This is a genomic window from Pseudobutyrivibrio sp., from assembly GCF_017471675.1.
Classification (GTDB): domain Bacteria; phylum Bacillota; class Clostridia; order Lachnospirales; family Lachnospiraceae; genus Pseudobutyrivibrio.
Window position 1 is genome coordinate 24,613 of the sequence record NZ_JAFUSK010000023.1, and the last position, 19,599, is coordinate 44,211.

Below are 19,599 nucleotides of genomic sequence, written 5' to 3' on the forward strand. Positions count from 1 at the left end.
TAGTATTATGGAACGCAAAAACGCATGGAGTAAGTATACATCTGAAAAAGATGTAAAAAAAGTTATGGAATTTGGTGAGGAATACAGACAGTTCCTTTCAGCATGTAAGACTGAAAGAGAGTGTGTTGCATTCTTCGTTGAGAAGGCTAAGGAAGCTGGTTATTTAGACTTAAACGATGTTATAGCAAATGGCAAGAAGCTTAAGGCTGGAGATAGAGTATATGCTGTAAATAAGGGCAAGATGCTTGCTATGTTCAACATCGGTACAGAGCCACTTGAAAATGGTCTTAACATCCTTGGTGCCCACATTGATAGCCCAAGAATGGATTTAAAGCAGAATCCACTTTACGAGGATACAGATATCGCACTTCTTGATACACATTATTATGGTGGAATTAAGAAGTATCAGTGGGTTACTATTCCACTTGCACTTCATGGTGTTCTTGTTAAAAAGACAGGTGAGGTAGTTAACGTAAATGTTGGTGAAGACCCATCTGACCCAGTATTTGGTATTTCAGATTTACTTATTCATCTTGCTGCAGACCAGATGGATAAGAAGGGTGCTAAGGTTGTAGAAGGTGAAGACCTTAACGTAATCGTTGGCAGCATCCCAGGCTTCGATAAGAAGGGTGAGAAGGAAAAGGAATCTGTTAAGAAGAATATTCTTAAGCTTCTCAAGGATAAATATGATATCGAAGAAGAGGATTTCATCTCTGCAGAAATCGAAGTTGTTCCTGCTGGTGAGGCTAGAGACTTTGGTTTTGACCGTTCTATGATTTTAGGTTACGGTCATGACGATAGAGTATGTGCATATCCTTCATTTATGGCACTTGCTAACACAACTAAGAAGCTTAATAAGACAGCTTGCGCACTTCTTGTTGATAAGGAAGAAATCGGTTCAGTTGGTGCTACAGGTATGCAGTCTAAGTTCTTTGAGAACACTTTAGCAGAACTTTACAATTGTGTAGGAGAATATTCTGAGCTTAAGCTTCGTCGTGCTCTTACAAATTCAAAGGTTCTTTCATCAGATGTATCTGCAGCTCTTGATCCAAACTATGCATCAGCATTTGAGAAGAACAACGCAGCTTACCTTGGACGTGGTCTTGTATTCAACAAATACACAGGCGCTAGAGGAAAGAGCGGTTCTAACGATGCATGTGCTGAGTATGTTGGCGAGGTACGCGCTATCATGGATAAGGATAATGTATGTTGGCAGACAGCCGAGCTTGGTAAGGTAGACCAGGGCGGCGGCGGAACAATCGCTTACATTATGGGTAACTATAACATGCAGGTTATTGATTCAGGTGTAGCAGTTCTTTCTATGCATGCACCATGTGAAATCATTTCAAAGGTTGATTTGTACGAAGCATTATTAGGATACGAGGCGTTTATTAAGTATGCTTAATGAGAAATATACGAGCCTGGCCAAGAAATTGGCCGAGGCTTTTGTAAACTCCACAGTACTTACTGAGGAGCCAATGAAGGCGCATACCACCTTTAGAATTGGCGGCCCTGCAGATATATATGTGGAGCCGGCTTATAGTGACATAGCGGACATTCTTCTCTTTTTAAAGGGGGAGAATGTGCCTTTTACTGTAATTGGTAATGGCAGTAATCTTTTAGTTTCCGATGCTGGAATCGAGGGCGTTGTTATTGCACTTGGAAAGAAATCATCAGCAATCACTATCAGTGGTGACACTATTGTAGCTGAGGCCGGTGCTCTTTTATCTACTGTAGCAAATGCAGCAGCCGATGCAGGCCTTACAGGGTTAGAGTTTGCATCTGGCATTCCAGGTTCCTTAGGTGGGGCAGTATATATGAATGCTGGCGCCTACGGTGGCGAGATAAAGGATGTGCTTGAATCTGTCACAGTAATTAATACAGATTTAGAGAAACAAATTTTTACCCCTGAAGATTTAGATTTGTCTTACAGACATTCTATTCTTATGGAAAAGGGTGGATTTGTTACAGACGTAACAATCAAGCTTGCCCAGGGTAATACGGATGAAATCAAGGGTAGAATTGAGGAAATTAGAAATCAGCGTGTTTCTAAGCAACCTCTAAATTATCCAAGTGCTGGTTCAACATTTAAGCGCCCAGAAGGATATTTTGCAGGAAAACTTATTGACGATGCGGGACTTAGAGGCTATAGTGTAGGCGGGGCACAGGTTTCCGAAAAGCACTGTGGCTTTGTTATCAACAAGGATAATGCTACAGCTTCTGATGTACTTAAGCTTATGCATAATGTTGATGATATAGTCTATAATAAATTCGGTGTTCATTTGACACCAGAGGTACGAATCATAGGGAGGGACATCAATTGAAGCTATTAATTCTCACAGGAATGTCAGGAGCAGGTAAAAGTACAGCCTTTAAAATGCTAGAAGATATGGGATATTACTGTGTGGATAATTTGCCTATACAATTACTCAAGAGTGTAGTGGAATTGGCTGAAAATGGCGCGTTCGACGAGAAAATTGTAGTAGGGATTGATGTTCGTAACGGCAGGGCGATGAAGCTTTTGCCGGATATTCTGCAAGAATTAGACAACGATAACAAGCAATTTTCTATACTTTTCTTGGATGCTGAGGATGATGTCCTTATAAAAAGATACAAAGAAACCAGACGTAACCATCCATTGTCAGGTAGAGAAAGAATTGCGGCAGGTATTGTTAAGGAACGAGAATCAATTGGCTTCTTAAGAGATGAGGCTGATTATGTAATTGATACTACACATCTTCTTACAAGAGAATTAAAAGCAGAGCTTGAAAAAATCTTTGTTGATGATGTAGATTATAAGAGCTTATTTATTACAATTGTTTCCTTCGGATTCAAATACGGTATACCAGAGGATGCTGATTTGGTATTCGATGTAAGGTTCTTGCCGAACCCTTATTATGATACAGAGCTTAGGCCTTTTACAGGAAATGACCAGCCTATTAAGGATTTTGTCCTTAAATATGATGAGGCTCAGACCTTCCTGGAAAAGACTACAGATTTAATCAAGTTTTTAATACCTAATTATATAAAAGAAGGAAAGAATCAGCTGGTTATTGCAGTTGGCTGTACAGGCGGTAAGCACAGAAGCGTATGCCTTGCTGATGAAATCTTTAATGCACTTAACAGTGACGAGTCTTACGGACTTAAAATAGAGCATCGTGATATTGGAAAAGATGCTTTGAGAGGAAAGTAATTGTCGTTTTCAAAAGACGTAAAAGAAGAGCTTTTTTCTATAATCCCAAAGAGCAGACATTGCATAGTTGCAGAGCTTGCTGGGATTTTTCTAATGCATGGAATAGATATACACAAAAGTATGTCAGATGATGCATTACAAAGAAAAGTCTTTACTTTATTAAATAAAACACGTAATATAGGAAAAGATGTCACGGTACTTTCAGAGGATGTCTATTTAGAGACCATAAAAATGGTTAAGCTAAAGGATGATTGCTCTATGGTTGACGAATTAATTATTCAACAGCCATGCTGTAAGCGTTCATTCATAAGAGGGGCATTCCTTGCCGCAGGCTCTATTTCTGACCCTAATAAGGGATATCATTTCGAAATAGTATGCAACTATGAATCACAGGCTATACAGCTTGTTAAGGCTATGAATGTATTCGATGTTGAGGCTAAATATGTTAGCCGCAATGGTAAATATGTAGCCTACCTTAAGGAAGGGGCACAAATTGTCGAAATACTTAGGGTAATGGAAGCAGCCCATTCGGTTATGGAATTGGAAAATATTAGGGTTGTTAAGGAAGTACGAGGCACTATTAATCGCAAGGTTAATTGCGAAACCGCCAATATAGGAAAGACTGTCAGCACTGCAGTTAGGCAGATAGAAGATATTAATCTTATTGATAAGTATCTCGGATTAGAGAATCTACCGCCTCAGCTACAGGAGATAGCCGCAGTCAGATTGGAATATCCAGATACACCATTAGGTTCGCTGGGCCAGTATTTGGATCCGCCTATTGGAAAATCAGGTGTTAATCACCGATTGAAAAAATTGGCGAAAATAGCAGAAGAGTTTAGATAATCCAGCGTAGGTATTTAGTTTTTCAGGAGGAAGTAATGCAAAAACAAGTTACAATCCAGATGTCAAATTCAATGGAAGCCACACCTATTGCACATTTGGTGCAGTTAGCTAATCAGTTCGCAAGTTCAATCTATTTTGAGATGGACGAGAAAAAGGTAAATGCTAAGAGTATCATGGGAATGATGAGTTTAGTTTTAGCTTCAGGACAGACAGTAGTTATCGATGCAAGTGGTGATGATGAAGAAAAGGCAGTAGCTGAGCTTTCTAATTTCCTTACAAAATAATTAATAAAGAGGATTATATGTCAAAGAGATTATTATTTATAGTAAATCCCCGTTCAGGTAAGGGACAAATAAAGGAACATCTTGCTGACATCCTAGACATTATGATTAAGGCAGGCTATCAGGTTAGTGTTCATGTTACACAATCTGGTGGTGATGCTACTACACAGACAATTGAAAGAGCTAAGGAATTTGATAGAATCGTTTGCTCTGGTGGTGACGGCACCTTGGATGAGGTGGTTACTGGAATGATGCAGCTTGCTGTATCTGACAGAAAGCCTATAGGCTATATCCCAGCAGGCTCCACTAACGATTTTGGCAATTCCCTTGGTATAGATAAGAATATGTTGAATGCAGCGCGTATCAGTGTATCCGATAATCTATTTCCATGTGATATAGGAAACTTTAATTCGGATTCTTTTGTATATGTAGCTGCATTTGGTATTTTTACCGAAGTTTCTTATGCTACACCACAGGATATGAAAAATGTTCTAGGACACGCAGCTTATATTATAGAGGGTGCTAAGCAACTGAGGGATATTCCTTCCTTCAGAATGCAGGTAGAATACGATGGCAATGTTGTCTACGAAGAATTCATCTATGGAATGATTACCAACTCTAAATCAGTTGGTGGCTTCCAGGGAATCATCAGAGGAGATATTGGCCTAAACGATGGAGTGTTTGAAGCTACACTTATCAAGATGCCTAAAAACCCAATGGAGTTAAACGAAATATTAGGCTTCATGACAGGCATCATCCCTGATTCAGACATGGTATATTCTTTCCAGACATCACAGATAAAACTTACCTGTAGCGAAGAAGTACCATGGACATTAGATGGCGAATTTGGAGGAAATCATAAGTCTGTAACCATCATAGATGAAAAGGGTGCCTTAGAAATTGCTATTGAATAGAAATATTCATTATGGTAGAATTTCGGTTAGATAGGGTTCTAATTAAGAATCCAAATACGCATATATGGAGGAATAATTTATGTTAGTTTCTGCAAAAGAAATGCTTGATAAAGCAAAAGCAGGCCACTATGCAGTTGGTCAGTTTAACATTAACAACCTTGAGTGGACAAAGGCCATTCTTCTTACAGCTCAGGAGCTTAACTCTCCTGTAATCCTTGGTGTATCTGAGGGTGCTGGTAAGTACATGACAGGCTTTGGCACAGTTGCTGCTATGGTTCGCGCTATGGATGAGGAACTTGGTATTACAGTTCCTGTAGCACTTCACCTTGATCACGGTACATACGAAGGATGCTACAAGTGTATTAAGGCTGGTTTCACATCTATCATGTTTGATGGTTCACACTATCCATTCGAGGAGAACCTTGCTAAGTCTACAGAGCTTGTTAACGTAGCTCATGGTCTTGGTCTTTCTATCGAGTGTGAAGTTGGTTCAATCGGTGGTGAAGAAGATGGTGTCGTTGGTATGGGCGAGTGCGCTGATCCTAACGAGTGCAAGACAATCGCTGACCTTGGCGTAGATATGCTTGCTGCTGGTATTGGTAATATCCACGGTAAGTACCCAGAGAACTGGCAGGGTCTTTCATTTGAGACACTTGATGCTATTCAGCAGAAGACAGGTGCTATGCCACTCGTACTTCACGGTGGTACAGGTATCCCAGCTGATATGATTAAGAAAGCTATCGAGCTTGGTGTTTCAAAGATTAACGTTAATACAGAGTGCCAGCTTTCATTTGCTGACGCTACACGTAAGTACATTGAAGCAGGTAAGGATCTTGAAGGTAAGGGATTTGACCCACGTAAGCTTCTTGCTCCTGGTACAGATGCTATCAAGGCTACAGTTAAAGAAAAGATGGAACTTTTTGGTTCAGTTGGAAAGGCCTAAGCTGCATTGTCAGTTTAGCTTTTAGTTGAACTATTGAAAGACAATCGGTGGGGAATCTTGCTGATTGTCTTTCTTTATATATGTTATGGGAAAGGATACTTTATACATGGAAGAATATTTTAATGTGGCAGACATCTTTGGTGAGAACGTATTTAATGATAGCGTAATGCAGGAGCGCCTCCCAAAGAAGACTTATCAGAAACTGAAGCAGACCATTCTTGCAGGAGAAGAGTTAGATTTAGAGACTGCTGATGTTATTGCACACGAGATGAAGGAGTGGGCTATTGAAAAGGGAGCAACCCACTACACACACTGGTTCCAGCCACTTACAGGAATTACTGCTGAAAAGCATGATTCATTTATTTCTGCACCTCTTCCAAGCGGAAAGGTGTTAATGAGCTTTTCAGGTAAAGAGCTTATAAAGGGCGAGCCAGATGCTTCTTCATTCCCTTCAGGCGGACTTAGAGCCACATTTGAGGCTAGAGGCTACACAGCTTGGGACCCTACTTCACCTGCCTTTGTTAGACAGGATGCAGCAGGCGCAACACTATGCATTCCAACAGCCTTCTGTTCATACACCGGCGAAGCACTTGACCAGAAGACACCATTACTTCGTTCAATGGAGGTTCTATCTGAGCAGGCACTTCGTTTACTTAGATTATTTGGAAATACCACTTCAAAGCGAGTAACACCTTCAGTCGGTGCAGAGCAGGAATACTTCCTGATTGACCGCGAAATGTATCTTGCCAGAAAAGATTTGATGTACACAGGACGCACATTATTTGGCGCTATGCCACCTAAGGGTCAGGAGATGGATGACCATTACTTCGGTGCTATTCCAGAGCGTATTGAGGCCTATATGCGTGACGTAAACATAGAGCTTTGGAAGCTTGGTGTATCATCAAAGACACAGCACAACGAGGTTGCACCAGCTCAGCACGAGCTTGCTCCAATCTACGCACAGTGCAACGTGGCAGTTGATCATAACCAGATTATTATGGAAACTCTTAGAAAGGTAGCTAACCGTCATGGTCTACAGTGCTTACTTCATGAGAAGCCATTTAACGGCGTTAATGGTTCTGGTAAGCATGATAACTGGTCACTTGTTACAGATGATGGAATCAACCTTTTTGAGCCAGGCAAATCACCACATGAGAACATTCAGTTCTTGCTGATTCTTTGCCTTGTGCTTAAGGCAGTAGACCGCCATGCAGACCTTCTTAGAGAATCTGCAGCAGATGTTGGTAACGACCAGCGTCTTGGAGGTAACGAAGCACCTCCAGTTATTATTTCTGTTTACCTTGGAGAACAGCTTCAGGATGTTTTAACACAGCTTATCTCTACAGGTACAGCTACCAAGTCTAAAAAGGGAGGAAAGCTTGAAACAGGTGTTAGAGCCCTTCCTGATTTTAGAAAAGATGCTACAGATAGAAACCGTACATCTCCATTTGCTTTCACTGGAAACAAGTTCGAATTCAGAATGGTTGGCTCACAGGATTCTGTTGGCGAACCAAATGTAGTTCTTAATACAATTATGGCTGAGGCTCTTTGCGAGGCATGTGATGAGCTTGAGAAGGCTAAGGATTTTGATGGCGCAGTACATGATATGATTAAGAAGCTTGCTACAGACCATCAGCGTATCGTATTCAATGGAAACGGCTACGGTGACGAATGGATTGAGGAAGCTAAGAGAAGAGGCTTACCTAGCATTAATTCATTTGTAGATGCTATTCCAGCTCTCACAACAGATGCTACAGTATCTATGTTTGAGAAGTTCAAGGTATTCTCAAAGGTAGAGCTTGAATCTCGTGCAGAGATTGAATATGAGCAGTATATCAAGTCTATCAACATTGAAGCTAGAACAATGATAGACATGGCTTCTAAGCAGATTATTCCAGCTGTAATCAGCTATGCAACAGAGCTTGGCCTTTCTATCGGCACAATCACAGATGCGTGCCCTGAGGCCGATGTAAGCACTCAGAAGGAGCTTTTAATTAAGGTATCTAACTATCTTAAGGAAACAAAGGAAGCTCTTGTAAATCTTAGAGAAACAAACGATAAGGCATACACTATGAAAGCCTCTAGCTGCGAGAAAGCTAACTACTATCACGACGAAGTAGTCAAGGCCATGGACGCCCTTCGCGCCCCTGTAGATGCCCTGGAAATGATTGTAGACAAAGATTCTTGGCCAATGCCAAGCTACGGCGATATGATATTTGAAGTTTAATAACAAGGAAGGCAGCACCCATTATGATTGCCTGCGGCAAAGAGGGTGCGCCGTGGCAAACAAAAAAGAGCTCAATTTGAGCTCTTTTTTATATGCATATTATTCACCCCAACAACTTCAATCTTCCCTTCCCCTTCCGGCGCAACCTCGCCTCCGCCAATCTGGCCTGAGTTAGGAAGTGGCTCTCCAGGATGGAGTGGGCAATACTGTCCAAATGTGGCTGCATTAACTGAGAATGGTTCATCGGCAGAACCTGGTGCGCCATCTACTATAAATACTCCGCCATAGTTAGGACAGGTAGAATTTGCAAACATGTGTGACTGTGTACATACATAACCTACATAGTGCTTGTCACAGGTTTCTGTAGGCTCTGTGCCCTTTTCAAAATATTCTGTATAAATCATTGAACCACGTGGGTCGTGGTCGCATGTACCAGGAATTGCAAGCTTTCCTGATTTTTTACAAACCTGAACAGCAACAATGTCATCAGGCATAGTAAAGTCTTTATAAGCAAGTCCTGAGTGAATTCTGCTCATTACAGCCTTCCATATTACCTTAGAGTATGTGGTGTAGCTTTGCGGTGTATTATCGTCAAATCCACCCCAAATAACACCAGTATAATAAGGTGTAAATCCAGCAAAAACGGTATCCTTGTTCTTTGTAGTTGTACCGGATTTTCCGGCCACAGCAACACCTTCAAAGTTAGCAGCAGTACCTGTTCCAGATGTCATAACATCCTTCATAGCGCTGGTAAGAAGCCATGCTGTAGTAGCCTTTAATACACGCTTAGAAGCGTTTTCTCTGTTATCAAGGATTATGTTTCCCTGATGATCAACAACTGTTGTGTAGAAGATTGGCTTGTTGTATTCACCACCATTTGCGATAGTAGCATAAGCAGCAGTCAAATCCAGGTTTGTAACACCCTGGGTAATACCACCCAGCGCAATGGCTGCGTTGTTATCCTTATCTGAAAGAGTAGTGATACCTAAATCCTTAGCGTACTGATAGCCAAGGCTTGTACCAATATCCTGAATAACCTCGACAGTAACAACATTAATAGAATTAGTAATGGCTGTTCTTATGTTAGTCCAACCAAGATATTTGTTGTTGTAATTCTTAAGTGATGTGCCATCTGCGTAGGTAGTAGGCATATCGTTTTCTACAGAAGCAAGTGTCATACCACCTGCATCTAGTGCAGCTGCGTAGCAGGCAATAATCTTAAATGTAGAACCAGGCTGTCTGGTAATACCTGTAGCACGGTTAAGTGTTTTAGCAGCGGTCTTGTCGCCACGTCCACCTACCATTGCAACCACGTGTCCTGTGGTTTGGTCGATGATTGTCATTGCAGCCTGAGGCTGAAGTGTATATGTAACAGATTCGCCGGCAACCTCGTCGCCTTCCTCCATTACAGCAGCCTTGTATTCTTCAATGGCAGCGGCAGCTTCTTCCTCGCTATCATACTCCAGATTGCTTCTGGAGCTGCTGGCCTTAATATAATTAAGCATTGTAATATCGGAATAGTTAGCAGTTGTACCATCGGCCTTGTTAATGGTTAATCTATAAGAAAAAGAAACCTTTTCTATATTGTTGTAGTTAGCAGTATTATTAATCTCTTCCTGAACGATATCCTGAATAGCAGAATCCTGTGTAGAATAGATTGATAAACCACCTGAATACAGAAGCGAATATGCCTCTGATTCTGTATATCCTAAGTTTTCCTGCAAATCAGTTACAATTTCATCTGTAAGAGCATCAACAAAGTATGATGTAGATGTTGTGGCAAGCTCGGTATTTAACACCTGTATTCTTTCGTAAACATCATCAGCTAGAGCTTCCTCATACTCAGATTCTGTGATGTAGCCCTGCTTTAGCATATCTCCAAGAACCTTCTTGCGACGCTTCGCGTTATCCTCTGGATGAGTGATAGGATTATACTTTGAAGGATTCTGTGTAATACCAGCAATAACAGCACTTTCTGAAAGTGTCAAGTCAGAAACAGGCTTGTTGAAATATCTTTCGGCAGCTGCCTCAACACCTAAGGTGTTCTGTCCTAAGTTAATACTGTTAAGATAGTTTTCTAATATAGTAGATTTAGGAACAATCTTTTCCAACTGAACAGCCAAGTACTGCTCTTGAATCTTTCTATTGATACTATCAAGCTTAGTGCGTTCAGATGTCCATGTGGTGAAATAGTTATTCTTTAATAACTGTTGCGTAAGTGTACTGGCACCCTGTGAAAAATGAAAGCCATTTAGAATACCAGTCATAGCGGCTCTTACAATACCCTGTGGGTCGATGCCGTTATGTTCATAAAAACGAGAATCTTCGATTGCAACAAAAGCATGTTGTAAATCCTCTGGAATCTCTTCTAAAGTTACATAGGTTCTATTAGCACCTGTTGAAGCCAATGTTTCGATTTCATTTCCATCTGAATCGAAAACAGTACTCATATAACCAGTTGGTGAAATATCTATAGTAGAAACATCCGGTAACTGGTCAATCAAGTTCTTTGCGTAGAGGTAAGCAATTATTCCGCCGGCAAGCACCACCGAAATGATGCAGATTAGAGATAGACGAATAATTGCAAGTCCTACGCTATGGCGTTTACGTCTCTTTCTCCCCGACAGCTTAGCGGATTGCTTAGCTGCATTTTCTTTTCCGTAATTCATAATAACCTCCAATTTAGACTTCATTATACCAAAATTATCAATTATAATAAACCTATGGAAAATAAGAGCTTTAAAATTATTTATGAAGGTGGAGTAGGTGAGCTAGAAGAAAAGAAATCCAGATTTATCGCCCACATTTCCCCTGTGAAAACTGAACAGGAGGCAATCGATTACATTGCTTCTAAAAAGAAAGAATACTGGGACGCCAGACATAACTGCGCAGCATTTGTAATAGGAGACAATAACGAGATAACCAGATGCAATGATGATGGTGAGCCTGCCGGTACTGCTGGAAGGCCTATGCTTGATGTACTCCTTAGAGAGAATATTCATAATTGCGTGGTTGTTGTTACCAGATACTTTGGTGGTGTGTTACTTGGGACAGGCGGATTAGTAAGAGCCTATCAGGGTGCAGTCATAGAAGGTCTTAAGGCATGCAATATAGTTGAGCCTAAGGAAGGCAGACCATGTGCCATTGCCACCGATTACAATGGCTATGGCAAGATAGAATATGTTTTAAGAGAAAGCAATCTTTCAATTTTGAACACAGATTTTGGTGCCGATGTGGTTATTTCTACAGTAGTACCTGTTGAAGATATAGATGCAATCACAAAAAAGATTGCAGACAAGACTGCTGGCACTGCAAATATCACTTGGGAAAACCCCGTAAAATACGGCATTATCGACGGTCAACTAATAAAATTTTAAAAAAGTGAAAAAAATATGAAAAAAATGCTTGCGTTTTTTAAAAGTAGGCCTTATAATAACATTCGTTGACGCGGCAAAGCGGAAACGAAAAACACATTGGCCCATCGCCAAATGGTAAGGCAACGGACTCTGACTCCGTCATTTCAAGGTTCGAATCCTTGTGGGCCAGCTAGACCTAAGCACTTCATTGCTTAGGTCTTTTTTGTTATAGTAATGTAGTATTAAGGAGATAGTATGTACAAGTACAGTGACAGAGTCAGCTACAGCGAAGTAGACTCAAACCTCAATTTAACATATTTTGCATTGGTCAATTACATGCAGGATTGCAGCTGTTTCCATTCAGATGATGTGGGAGTTGGTGTTAATTATCTTAATCCTATTGATAGAGGTTGGTTCGTTACAAGCTACGAGATACATATTAATCGTCTACCTAAATATCTGGAGAGAATCACAATAGCCACATATCCATATCAGGTTAGAGGCATGGTGGCCAGACGTGTGTACACAATATGTGATGAAGCTGGTGAAGTTTTGATATACGCAGATTCCCTTTGGGTTCTTATGGATATCAAGAATTTGCGTCCTGCCAGAATCAACGAGCAGATTGCAGCAGCATATCCAGAGGATAAGGATAGACCTCAGTTTGATTTTAAACGTCCTAAGCTTCATTATAATGAAGAAGGACAGAAGGTAGGTTCATTTACAGTTACTGAGAATTACATCGATACCAATGGGCACATGAACAATTCCTTCTATATAGATGTTACACGTAGATTTTTACCAGAAGAGGGATTTTCTAGTATAGATATTAGCTATAAAAAAGCAGCTTTATTATTTGATGAATTAGATGTATATTTGGTAAAATTAAATTCAGGTTATCAGGTAGTCCTTAAGAAGGACGAAGAAGTATATACAATAGTGGAGTATAAATAATGAAATTAGGTGAAATTCAAAAGCTTAAAATACAAAAGAAGGTAGAGTTTGGCGTATACCTTACAGATGGTGAAGAGCGAGTATTGCTTCCTAAGAAGCAGGTTCCAGAAAACGCTGCCATCTCAGATGAGCTTAGTGTATTTGTATATAAGGATTCCAAGGATAGGCTTATAGCTACTACAACAGAACCTCTTCTTACACTTGGGCAGATGGGAGTTCTTACAGTTAGCCAGGTTAATAAGGTTGGTGCCTTTTTAGATTGGGGTCTTGAGAAGGATCTTCTGCTTCCATTTAAGGAGATGACTAAGCAGCCATCTGAAGGTGATGAAATCCTTGTCAGAGTTTATATCGATAAAAGTCAGAGATTGTGCGCCAGCATGAAGGGCATATATGATATGCTTTCCAAGAATCCACCATACCAGGTGGGGGATGAAGTAGAAGCTAGAATCTATGAGTTTGGACATGATTTTGGTACCTTCGTAGCATTGGAGGATAAATATTCTGCAATGATACCTAGACATGAGGATGTTAGTAAGTTTAAAATTGGAGATGTCCTTATGGTAAGGATTACTGGTATCAAAGAAGATGGTAAATGTGATGTTACCATCAGAGATAAGGCATACATTCAGATGGAGGATGATGCCAAAGCAATCCTTGATTTAATTGATAGCTATGCTGGAGTTTTGCCATTTTCAGAAAAGGCTTCTCCAGAGGTTATAAAAAGAGAAACTGGTCTCTCTAAGGCTGCATTTAAGCGTGCCATTGGAAGACTATACAAGGAACGTTTGATTACTCTTGACGAGGGTAAGATACGTAAGGCATGAGAATAGCTAGTGAGTAACTGGCAAGCAAAAGGAGGATTAATGTAATGAAAAATGTTATCTCAACCACATCAGCACCAGCCGCTATCGGCCCATATTCACAGGCAATCGAAGTTAACGGCATGGTTTACACATCTGGAATCATCCCAGTTGATCCTGCTACAGGGGAAATCCCAACAGGTGCAGCAGCTCAGGCAGACCGTGTATTTAAGAGCATGAGCGCACTTTTAGAGGCAGCAGGCACATCAATGTCTAATGTTGTTAAGACAACAGTCTTTATCAAAAACATGAATGATTTTGCAGCTATTAACGAAGTTTATGCAAAGTATTTTCCTGAGCCATTCCCAGCACGCTCATGCATCGAGGTAGCTCGTATACCTAAGGATGTATTGCTTGAAGCTGAAGCAATAGCAATTAAGTAATCTAGCGGAGAATAATAATGATTTATGATGTAATAATAATTGGGGCAGGGCCAGCTGGTCTTGCTGCGGGCATTTATGGCAAAAGAGCTGGTTTTGACATTCTGATACTTGATACTAGTTCAATCAGTGGCGGACAGATACTTAACACCTACGAAATAGATAATTATCCAGGCTTCCCAGGCTCCTCTGGTCAAGAGGTTGCCGATGCAATGAGACAGCACTGTGATAAGCTTGGTGTGGAGTTCGCCAGAGGACGAGTTACTTCTATTATAGATAATGGTGCAACCAAGGATTTAGTTACCAAGAAGAATACATATACAGCAAAGTCTATTATTATCGCCACAGGGGCATCTAATAAAAAGCTTGGTTGCCCAGGAGAGGAAGAGCTTTCTGGAATGGGAGTTTCTTACTGTGCTACCTGTGATGGTGCTTTCTTCAAGGAAAAGCAGGTGGCAGTTGTAGGCGGCGGAGATGTTGCTTTAGAGGATGCTATTTATCTTTCTAGATTCTGTACTAAGGTATATCTAATACATAGAAGAGATGAGTTTAGAGGAGCAAAGGTTTTACAAGATCAGGTTAAATCTACAGATAATATAGAAATAATATATGACACTGTGGTTAATTCTATTAATGGAACACAGTCTGTAGAATCTATCACTGTGCAGAATACTAAGACAGATGCCAGCTCAGAATTAAAGGTTGACGGTATATTTATTGCAGTTGGAACAGTTCCTAATACACAGATACTGTCAGGCTTAGTGCAGATGGATGATAAGGGCTATGTTATAGCTGATGAAACCTGTAAAACCTCTTGTCCTGGGGTATTTGTAGCAGGTGATGTTAGAACAAAACCTTTAAGACAAGTGCTTACAGCTACTGCTGATGGGGCCAATGCTATTACATCTATTCAGAAATATTTTAGTGAATAATTAATTTACAAAATAATTACAAACCTACTTCACAACAATCCCTTTTAAAAGTCACTGTAAAGTGAGACTTGACATATAGGATGTTAACCTATATAATTACAACAGTTGTAATAAGTTTGTAATAAATTCGGAGGTTTTTTACAAAATGAATTCAAAGTTTACAAAGACTGTTAGCTACACACTTGCCGCTTGCGTGGTTGCATCTAGCATTTCACTTTGTTCTGATGCTGCAAGCGCTACATCAGGTGTTAGTGCTCTTTCTAGTGCTACTGGTGTTCTTGAGACAACCAACTTCACAGCATTTGCAGGCGCACAGCTTTCAGTTAACGATATGCTTGCTAACGCTACTGCTATTGGTGCAGAAACACAGTTAGCAGAGAACGAATCAGAGTGGGTTGCTACAGCAGAGAATCCTTATGCTAACATAGCAATCGCTCAGGTTGATAATTATGTATATATTCGTAAGAGCCCATCAGCTGACAGCGAATACGTAGGAAAGCTTTATAACAAATCTGCTGGTACAGTTTCAGAGACAGTTGAGGCAGAGGATGGTACATGGGTTTGCATCACATCTGGTGATGTAACAGGATATGTTAAGAGCGAATTCGTAGTTCAGGGTAACGAAGAATTAGCTAAGGAAATGTCACGAAGAGTTGCTACAGTTAATACTCAGACATTATATGTCAGATCAGAAGCCAGCACAGATTCTTCTGTAATGGATTTACTTCCACTTGGTGATGAGCTTACAATCATTGATGAGTCTATGGAAGATTCTGGTTGGGTTAAGGTTACATGTGATGCTGGTGATGGTTATGTTAGCACAGACTATATTAATATTTCTACAGAGTTTACCGTTGCAGAGTCTAAGGCTCATGAGGAAGCTCGTATAGCTAAGGAAGAGGCTGATAAGAAGGCAGCTAGAGAAGCAGCTGAAAAGGCTACAGCATCTGCTAAGTCATCTTCATCTTCTTCTAAGTCATCATCTTCAGGTAAGAGCTATTCAGCTCCATCTGGTTCAAGCGGAAACTCAGTTGTTAACTATGGTTCACAGTTCGTTGGTAACCCATATGTTTACGGTGGCACATCACTTACAGGTGGTACAGACTGCTCTGGATTCGTAATGAGTGTTTATTCAGCATTTGGTGTAGGTCTTCCACATTCATCAAAAGAAATGCGTAGTGTAGGTTACGGTGTATCTTACGATGAGATGCAGCCTGGTGATATCGTATGTTACTCAGGCCATGTTGGTATCTACGCTGGTAACGGAACATTACTTCACGCTTCAAATGCAAGAACAGGTATTACATACTCAGATGTTAACTACAGGGACATTGTTGCAATCAGAAGAATCTTCTAATAATGATTATTATTATGGCGTCGCTAATGCGGCGCCATTTTTATGGTAGAAACGATATAGTCAACACATTCCTACGAAACGTTACGAAAATACTGATAGCTAGAACAGCTTGGAATTAAATAATATCTAATATAAAGTATGAACAATTGTCTGAAAATAACATTAAATAGTTTCTCTGGATTTTAAGAAAAAGTGCACAAAAAAGTTGTTAGTTAAAATGTAATATAATTTATCAAAGTGTGGAAATGAAATTATTTTTCAACAATAGTTTATAAAAAATGTGCGCAAAATCGGACTTGTAAACCGTTTATCCACTTTATCCACAATAATTGTGAAGACTAAGCCGAAGTTATCCACAATTTGCAAAAACAAACGTTTTGTTCCAAATCGACAAAAGTTGTCAAATTGCTAAAAGCACTTGACTTTAGAAGTGCAGTACACCAATCTGAAAATTAGGTATAATATCAGACAACTTATCAAATTTAATCCTATTTCACAAAAGCTTCATAAATATATAAATATATTGAGACTTGTGATTTTGCATAAATAAATGTAAGTTTGCTATTTCTTTTTTTGGTTATTTATATTAAAATGGGCATAGGTTATGTGAATTTGTATGCAAAATATCATTTGGTCATTGTTAATATTGCATATATAATCGGGAGGTAATCCATATGATTTCTAATCAAATCATGCAAAACACAATAGAAGGCTTGCATCAGCTTACTAAAATAGATTTGGCTGTAACAGATTCTGATGGGGTGGTTTGCGCATCTACGTTTAACGATACAGCGCAGATTTCTGACGCTGTAGCAGTTTTTGCAGCTTCAGAGGCTGACAGTCAGGTGGCTTTAGGTTATCATTTCTTCAAGGTATTTGATGACACCCAGCTAGAGTTTGTTATATTGGCTCATGGTGATGATGAGGAAGCATCTACAGTTGGAAAGATAGCTGCTCTTCACATCCAAGAGTTAATGATTGCCTACAAGGAAAGATTTGATAAGGATAACTTTATAAAAAACCTTCTGTTAGACAATCTGTTGCTTGTTGATATCTATAATCGCTCTAAGAAGCTTCATATAGATATTAATGCCAGAAGAGTAGTTATGATAGTTGAGGTTGGCCCTGACAAGGATGGGGACGAGCTTGACAGAGTTCGCTCAGTATTTGGTGGCAAGAATAAAGACTTCGTTACCGCTGTTGATGAGCACAACATTATTGTTGTTAAAGAATTAGGTGAAAATGATACCTATGATGAAATCGAAAAGATTGCAGCTGTTATTATTGATGCATTCCACGATAAGGATTCTAAGAATATCCGTGTATCATACGGTACAGTTGTAGGAGAGATTAAAGAAGTATCTCGTTCTTATAAGGAAGCTAACATGGCAATGGATGTTGGTAAGATTTTCTTCAGTGAGAAGAGAATCATTGCATATTCAGCACTTGGTATTGGACGACTTATTTACCAGTTACCTATTCCTCTATGTAAGATGTTTATTTCAGAGATATTTGACAACAAATCTCCTGATGATTTCGACGAAGAGACACTTACAACAATTGATAAGTTCTTTGAGAACAGTCTTAATGTATCAGAAACATCTAGACAGCTTTACATACATCGTAACACTTTAGTTTATCGCTTGGATAAGCTTGAGAAGAGCACAGGCCTTGATTTAAGAGTTTTTGAGGACGCTATCACATTTAAGATTGCCCTCATGGTTGTTAAGTACATGAAATATATGGAGGATGAGAAGTTTTAATGATACGATTAGATCACGTTAGCAAGTCATACGAGGTTGGCAAGCCAGCCTTAGAAGATGTGACTATTCATATTGATCCCGGTGAATTTGTTTTTATAGTTGGTGATAGTGGTTCTGGTAAGTCTACACTTATTAGACTATTACTTAAGGAATTAGAGCCTACAAAAGGCAAGATTTATATAAACGGACAGGATTTAAAGAAGGTTACACACAAAAAGGTTCCTATGTACCGCAGAAATGTGGGAGTTGTGTTCCAGAATTTCCGTCTTCTTCCTGACCGTAATGTTTATGAGAATGTAGCATTTGCGATGAAGGTTGTAGAATCATCTAACAGAGATATCAAAAAGAAGGTACCTAACATCCTATCTCTTGTTGGACTGGCTGCTAAATACAAATCTCGTCCAAGTCAGTTATCTGGTGGAGAGCAGCAGCGTGTGGCTATTGCAAGAGCTCTTATTAATGAGCCAAAGATAATCCTTGCAGACGAGCCTACAGGTAATCTTGATAGTGATAACACATGGGAAATCATGAAGCTTCTTGATGAGATTAATCAAAGAGGTACCACAGTATTAGTTGTTACTCACAATATGGAAATAGTCAGAGCTATGAATAAGCGAGTTATCACCATTAAAAAAGGCGTGGTTGTAAGCGATGTTGGAGGTGATAACTATGAAGATTAGTACACATATCTACAATATCGGACAAGGCCTTAAGAATGTATGGCGAAATAAAATGTTCTCACTTGCATCTATTGCAACTATGACAGCGTGTATATTCTTGTTTGGTATTTTTTATTCCTTGGGAGCAAACTTCCAGTCCATGGTTAAGACTGCGGAAGAAGGTGTTGCTGTTACAGTGTTCTTCAACGAAGGCACATCGAAGGCCCGCATTGAGGAAATAGGTAAGGAAATCTCTAAGAGACCTGAGGTTGCCAGCTATGATTTTATTTCGGCAGAACAGGCCTGGGCGGATTATCAAGAGGAATACTTCGGAGATAATCCAGCTTTGGCAGCAGGATTTGCAGATGACAATCCCCTTGCTAATTCAGCCAACTACGAGATTTATCTTAGTGATGTATCTATGCAGTCTACACTTGTTTCCTTCTTAGAGGGATTAGATGGCGTTAGACAGGTTAATAAATCAGAGGTTGCCGCAAAGACACTTACAGATATTAATAGAGCCATCACTATAGTATCAATGGCTATTGTAATTATTCTTCTTGCTGTATCTGTTTTCTTGATTAGCAATACAGTAATGGTTGGTATATCAGTCAGAAGAGAAGAAATAGCCATCATGAAATTAATCGGAGCTAAGGATGCTTTCGTAAGACAGCCATTCGTGGTAGAAGGTATATTTATTGGTCTGATTGGTTCAGCCATACCTTTGATTCTTCTATATTTTATCTATGGAAGAGTTATCGGATACGCAGCTGACGAGTTCAACTTCCTTAGCAATATGGTAACATTCATTCCAGTTGAAACAATATTTAGGACACTTGTTCCAATCTCACTTATTCTTGGTATAGGAATCGGCTGGGTGGGCTCAAGAGTCACATTACATAAACACCTTAGAGTGTAGTTTTCATTGTTTGTT

Annotated in this window: 18 protein-coding genes and 1 tRNA gene; 18 read left to right on the forward strand and 1 reads right to left on the reverse strand. The window is 39.8% G+C overall.

The window, feature by feature from the left end; all coding sequences use genetic code 11:
* Positions 1–7: 7 nt before the first annotated feature.
* The 8 genes from IJ535_RS03905 to IJ535_RS03940 all read left to right on the forward strand — a co-directional run bounded on the left by IJ535_RS03905 (position 8) and on the right by IJ535_RS03940 (position 8,404).
* Complete coding sequence (locus tag IJ535_RS03905; protein ID WP_294299078.1) at positions 8–1,405, forward strand: aminopeptidase; 1,398 nt, start codon at positions 8–10, stop codon at positions 1,403–1,405.
* The gene (gene murB, locus IJ535_RS03910) at positions 1,398–2,324 is read left to right on the forward strand and encodes a UDP-N-acetylmuramate dehydrogenase (protein WP_294299080.1); all 927 of its coding nucleotides are present in this window, start codon (positions 1,398–1,400) and stop codon (positions 2,322–2,324) included. Before IJ535_RS03905 ends, murB begins: the two co-directional genes overlap by 8 nt.
* Positions 2,321–3,193 carry an RNase adapter RapZ gene (rapZ, locus tag IJ535_RS03915; RefSeq protein WP_294299082.1) on the forward strand — a complete coding sequence of 291 codons (873 nt, stop codon included), beginning with the start codon at positions 2,321–2,323 and terminating at the stop codon, positions 3,191–3,193. Before murB ends, rapZ begins: the two co-directional genes overlap by 4 nt.
* Positions 3,194–4,039: a DNA-binding protein WhiA gene (whiA, locus tag IJ535_RS03920; RefSeq protein ID WP_294299087.1), complete on the forward strand. Its 846-nt coding sequence runs from the start codon at positions 3,194–3,196 to the stop codon at positions 4,037–4,039.
* Between the two features lie 35 nt (positions 4,040–4,074).
* A complete protein-coding gene (locus IJ535_RS03925; RefSeq protein WP_294293167.1) occupies positions 4,075–4,323 on the forward strand; it encodes an HPr family phosphocarrier protein in 249 nt (82 codons plus the stop codon).
* Between the two features lie 17 nt (positions 4,324–4,340).
* Positions 4,341–5,234 (forward strand): diacylglycerol/lipid kinase family protein, encoded by an 894-nt coding sequence (locus tag IJ535_RS03930; RefSeq protein WP_294299090.1) that lies wholly within the window; start codon positions 4,341–4,343, stop codon positions 5,232–5,234.
* A gap of 79 nt (positions 5,235–5,313) precedes the next feature.
* Entirely contained in the window at positions 5,314–6,177 is an 864-nt protein-coding gene (gene fba / locus IJ535_RS03935) for a class II fructose-1,6-bisphosphate aldolase (RefSeq protein WP_090547212.1), read from the forward strand.
* A 106-nt stretch (positions 6,178–6,283) separates the two neighbouring features.
* Entirely contained in the window at positions 6,284–8,404 is a 2,121-nt protein-coding gene (locus IJ535_RS03940; RefSeq protein WP_294293216.1) for a glutamine synthetase III family protein, read from the forward strand.
* 71 nt (positions 8,405–8,475) lie between these two features.
* Here IJ535_RS03940 and IJ535_RS03945 read toward each other — a convergent pair whose 3' ends face one another.
* Complete coding sequence (locus IJ535_RS03945) at positions 8,476–11,073, reverse strand: transglycosylase domain-containing protein (RefSeq protein ID WP_294299097.1); 2,598 nt, start codon at positions 11,071–11,073, stop codon at positions 8,476–8,478.
* A 54-nt stretch (positions 11,074–11,127) separates the two neighbouring features.
* On the opposite strand from IJ535_RS03945, the gene IJ535_RS03950 reads away from it, so the two are divergent.
* From IJ535_RS03950 to ftsX, 10 genes are all read left to right on the forward strand, one after another.
* The gene (locus IJ535_RS03950) at positions 11,128–11,781 is read left to right on the forward strand and encodes a YigZ family protein (RefSeq protein ID WP_294299100.1); all 654 of its coding nucleotides are present in this window, start codon (positions 11,128–11,130) and stop codon (positions 11,779–11,781) included.
* 97 nt (positions 11,782–11,878) lie between these two features.
* Positions 11,879–11,950 (forward strand) — tRNA-Gln (locus tag IJ535_RS03955).
* A 65-nt stretch (positions 11,951–12,015) separates the two neighbouring features.
* Complete coding sequence (locus IJ535_RS03960; RefSeq protein WP_294299103.1) at positions 12,016–12,714, forward strand: acyl-[acyl-carrier-protein] thioesterase; 699 nt, start codon at positions 12,016–12,018, stop codon at positions 12,712–12,714.
* Positions 12,714–13,538 (forward strand): CvfB family protein, encoded by an 825-nt coding sequence (locus IJ535_RS03965; protein ID WP_294299106.1) that lies wholly within the window; start codon positions 12,714–12,716, stop codon positions 13,536–13,538. Before IJ535_RS03960 ends, IJ535_RS03965 begins: the two co-directional genes overlap by 1 nt.
* A gap of 44 nt (positions 13,539–13,582) precedes the next feature.
* Complete coding sequence (locus IJ535_RS03970; RefSeq protein WP_294293149.1) at positions 13,583–13,957, forward strand: RidA family protein; 375 nt, start codon at positions 13,583–13,585, stop codon at positions 13,955–13,957.
* Between the two features lie 11 nt (positions 13,958–13,968).
* A complete protein-coding gene (trxB, locus tag IJ535_RS03975) occupies positions 13,969–14,886 on the forward strand; it encodes a thioredoxin-disulfide reductase (protein ID WP_294299191.1) in 918 nt (305 codons plus the stop codon).
* A 145-nt stretch (positions 14,887–15,031) separates the two neighbouring features.
* Entirely contained in the window at positions 15,032–16,243 is a 1,212-nt protein-coding gene (locus IJ535_RS03980; protein ID WP_294299109.1) for a C40 family peptidase, read from the forward strand.
* Positions 16,244–16,917: 674 nt separating this feature from the next.
* Entirely contained in the window at positions 16,918–18,006 is a 1,089-nt protein-coding gene (locus IJ535_RS03985) for a PucR family transcriptional regulator (RefSeq protein ID WP_294299114.1), read from the forward strand.
* Positions 18,006–18,686, forward strand: coding sequence for a cell division ATP-binding protein FtsE (ftsE, locus tag IJ535_RS03990; RefSeq protein WP_294293141.1), 681 nt, complete (start codon positions 18,006–18,008; stop codon positions 18,684–18,686). Before IJ535_RS03985 ends, ftsE begins: the two co-directional genes overlap by 1 nt.
* Positions 18,676–19,584: a permease-like cell division protein FtsX gene (gene ftsX / locus IJ535_RS03995; RefSeq protein ID WP_294299117.1), complete on the forward strand. Its 909-nt coding sequence runs from the start codon at positions 18,676–18,678 to the stop codon at positions 19,582–19,584. The genes ftsE and ftsX overlap by 11 nt, the downstream gene beginning before the upstream one ends.
* Positions 19,585–19,599: the final 15 nt, after the last annotated feature.

What these genes read in the sequence shown, in the direction of transcription:
- fba (WP_090547212.1), top strand. Translation starts at nt 5,314, where the DNA reads ATGTTAGTTTCTGCAAAAGAAATGCTTGATAAAGCAAAAGCAGGCCAC.
- IJ535_RS03925 (WP_294293167.1), top strand. Translation starts at nt 4,075, where the DNA reads ATGCAAAAACAAGTTACAATCCAGATGTCAAATTCAATGGAAGCCACA.
- IJ535_RS03930 (WP_294299090.1), top strand. Translation starts at nt 4,341, where the DNA reads ATGTCAAAGAGATTATTATTTATAGTAAATCCCCGTTCAGGTAAGGGA.
- IJ535_RS03965 (WP_294299106.1), top strand. Translation starts at nt 12,714, where the DNA reads ATGAAATTAGGTGAAATTCAAAAGCTTAAAATACAAAAGAAGGTAGAG.
- IJ535_RS03940 (WP_294293216.1), top strand. Translation starts at nt 6,284, where the DNA reads ATGGAAGAATATTTTAATGTGGCAGACATCTTTGGTGAGAACGTATTT.
- IJ535_RS03950 (WP_294299100.1), top strand. Translation starts at nt 11,128, where the DNA reads ATGGAAAATAAGAGCTTTAAAATTATTTATGAAGGTGGAGTAGGTGAG.
- murB (WP_294299080.1), top strand. Translation starts at nt 1,398, where the DNA reads ATGCTTAATGAGAAATATACGAGCCTGGCCAAGAAATTGGCCGAGGCT.
- IJ535_RS03905 (WP_294299078.1), top strand. Translation starts at nt 8, where the DNA reads ATGGAACGCAAAAACGCATGGAGTAAGTATACATCTGAAAAAGATGTA.
- IJ535_RS03960 (WP_294299103.1), top strand. Translation starts at nt 12,016, where the DNA reads ATGTACAAGTACAGTGACAGAGTCAGCTACAGCGAAGTAGACTCAAAC.
- ftsX (WP_294299117.1), top strand. Translation starts at nt 18,676, where the DNA reads ATGAAGATTAGTACACATATCTACAATATCGGACAAGGCCTTAAGAAT.
- IJ535_RS03985 (WP_294299114.1), top strand. Translation starts at nt 16,918, where the DNA reads ATGATTTCTAATCAAATCATGCAAAACACAATAGAAGGCTTGCATCAG.
- IJ535_RS03945 (WP_294299097.1), bottom strand. Translation starts at nt 11,073, where the DNA reads ATGAATTACGGAAAAGAAAATGCAGCTAAGCAATCCGCTAAGCTGTCG.
- IJ535_RS03970 (WP_294293149.1), top strand. Translation starts at nt 13,583, where the DNA reads ATGAAAAATGTTATCTCAACCACATCAGCACCAGCCGCTATCGGCCCA.
- ftsE (WP_294293141.1), top strand. Translation starts at nt 18,006, where the DNA reads ATGATACGATTAGATCACGTTAGCAAGTCATACGAGGTTGGCAAGCCA.
- IJ535_RS03980 (WP_294299109.1), top strand. Translation starts at nt 15,032, where the DNA reads ATGAATTCAAAGTTTACAAAGACTGTTAGCTACACACTTGCCGCTTGC.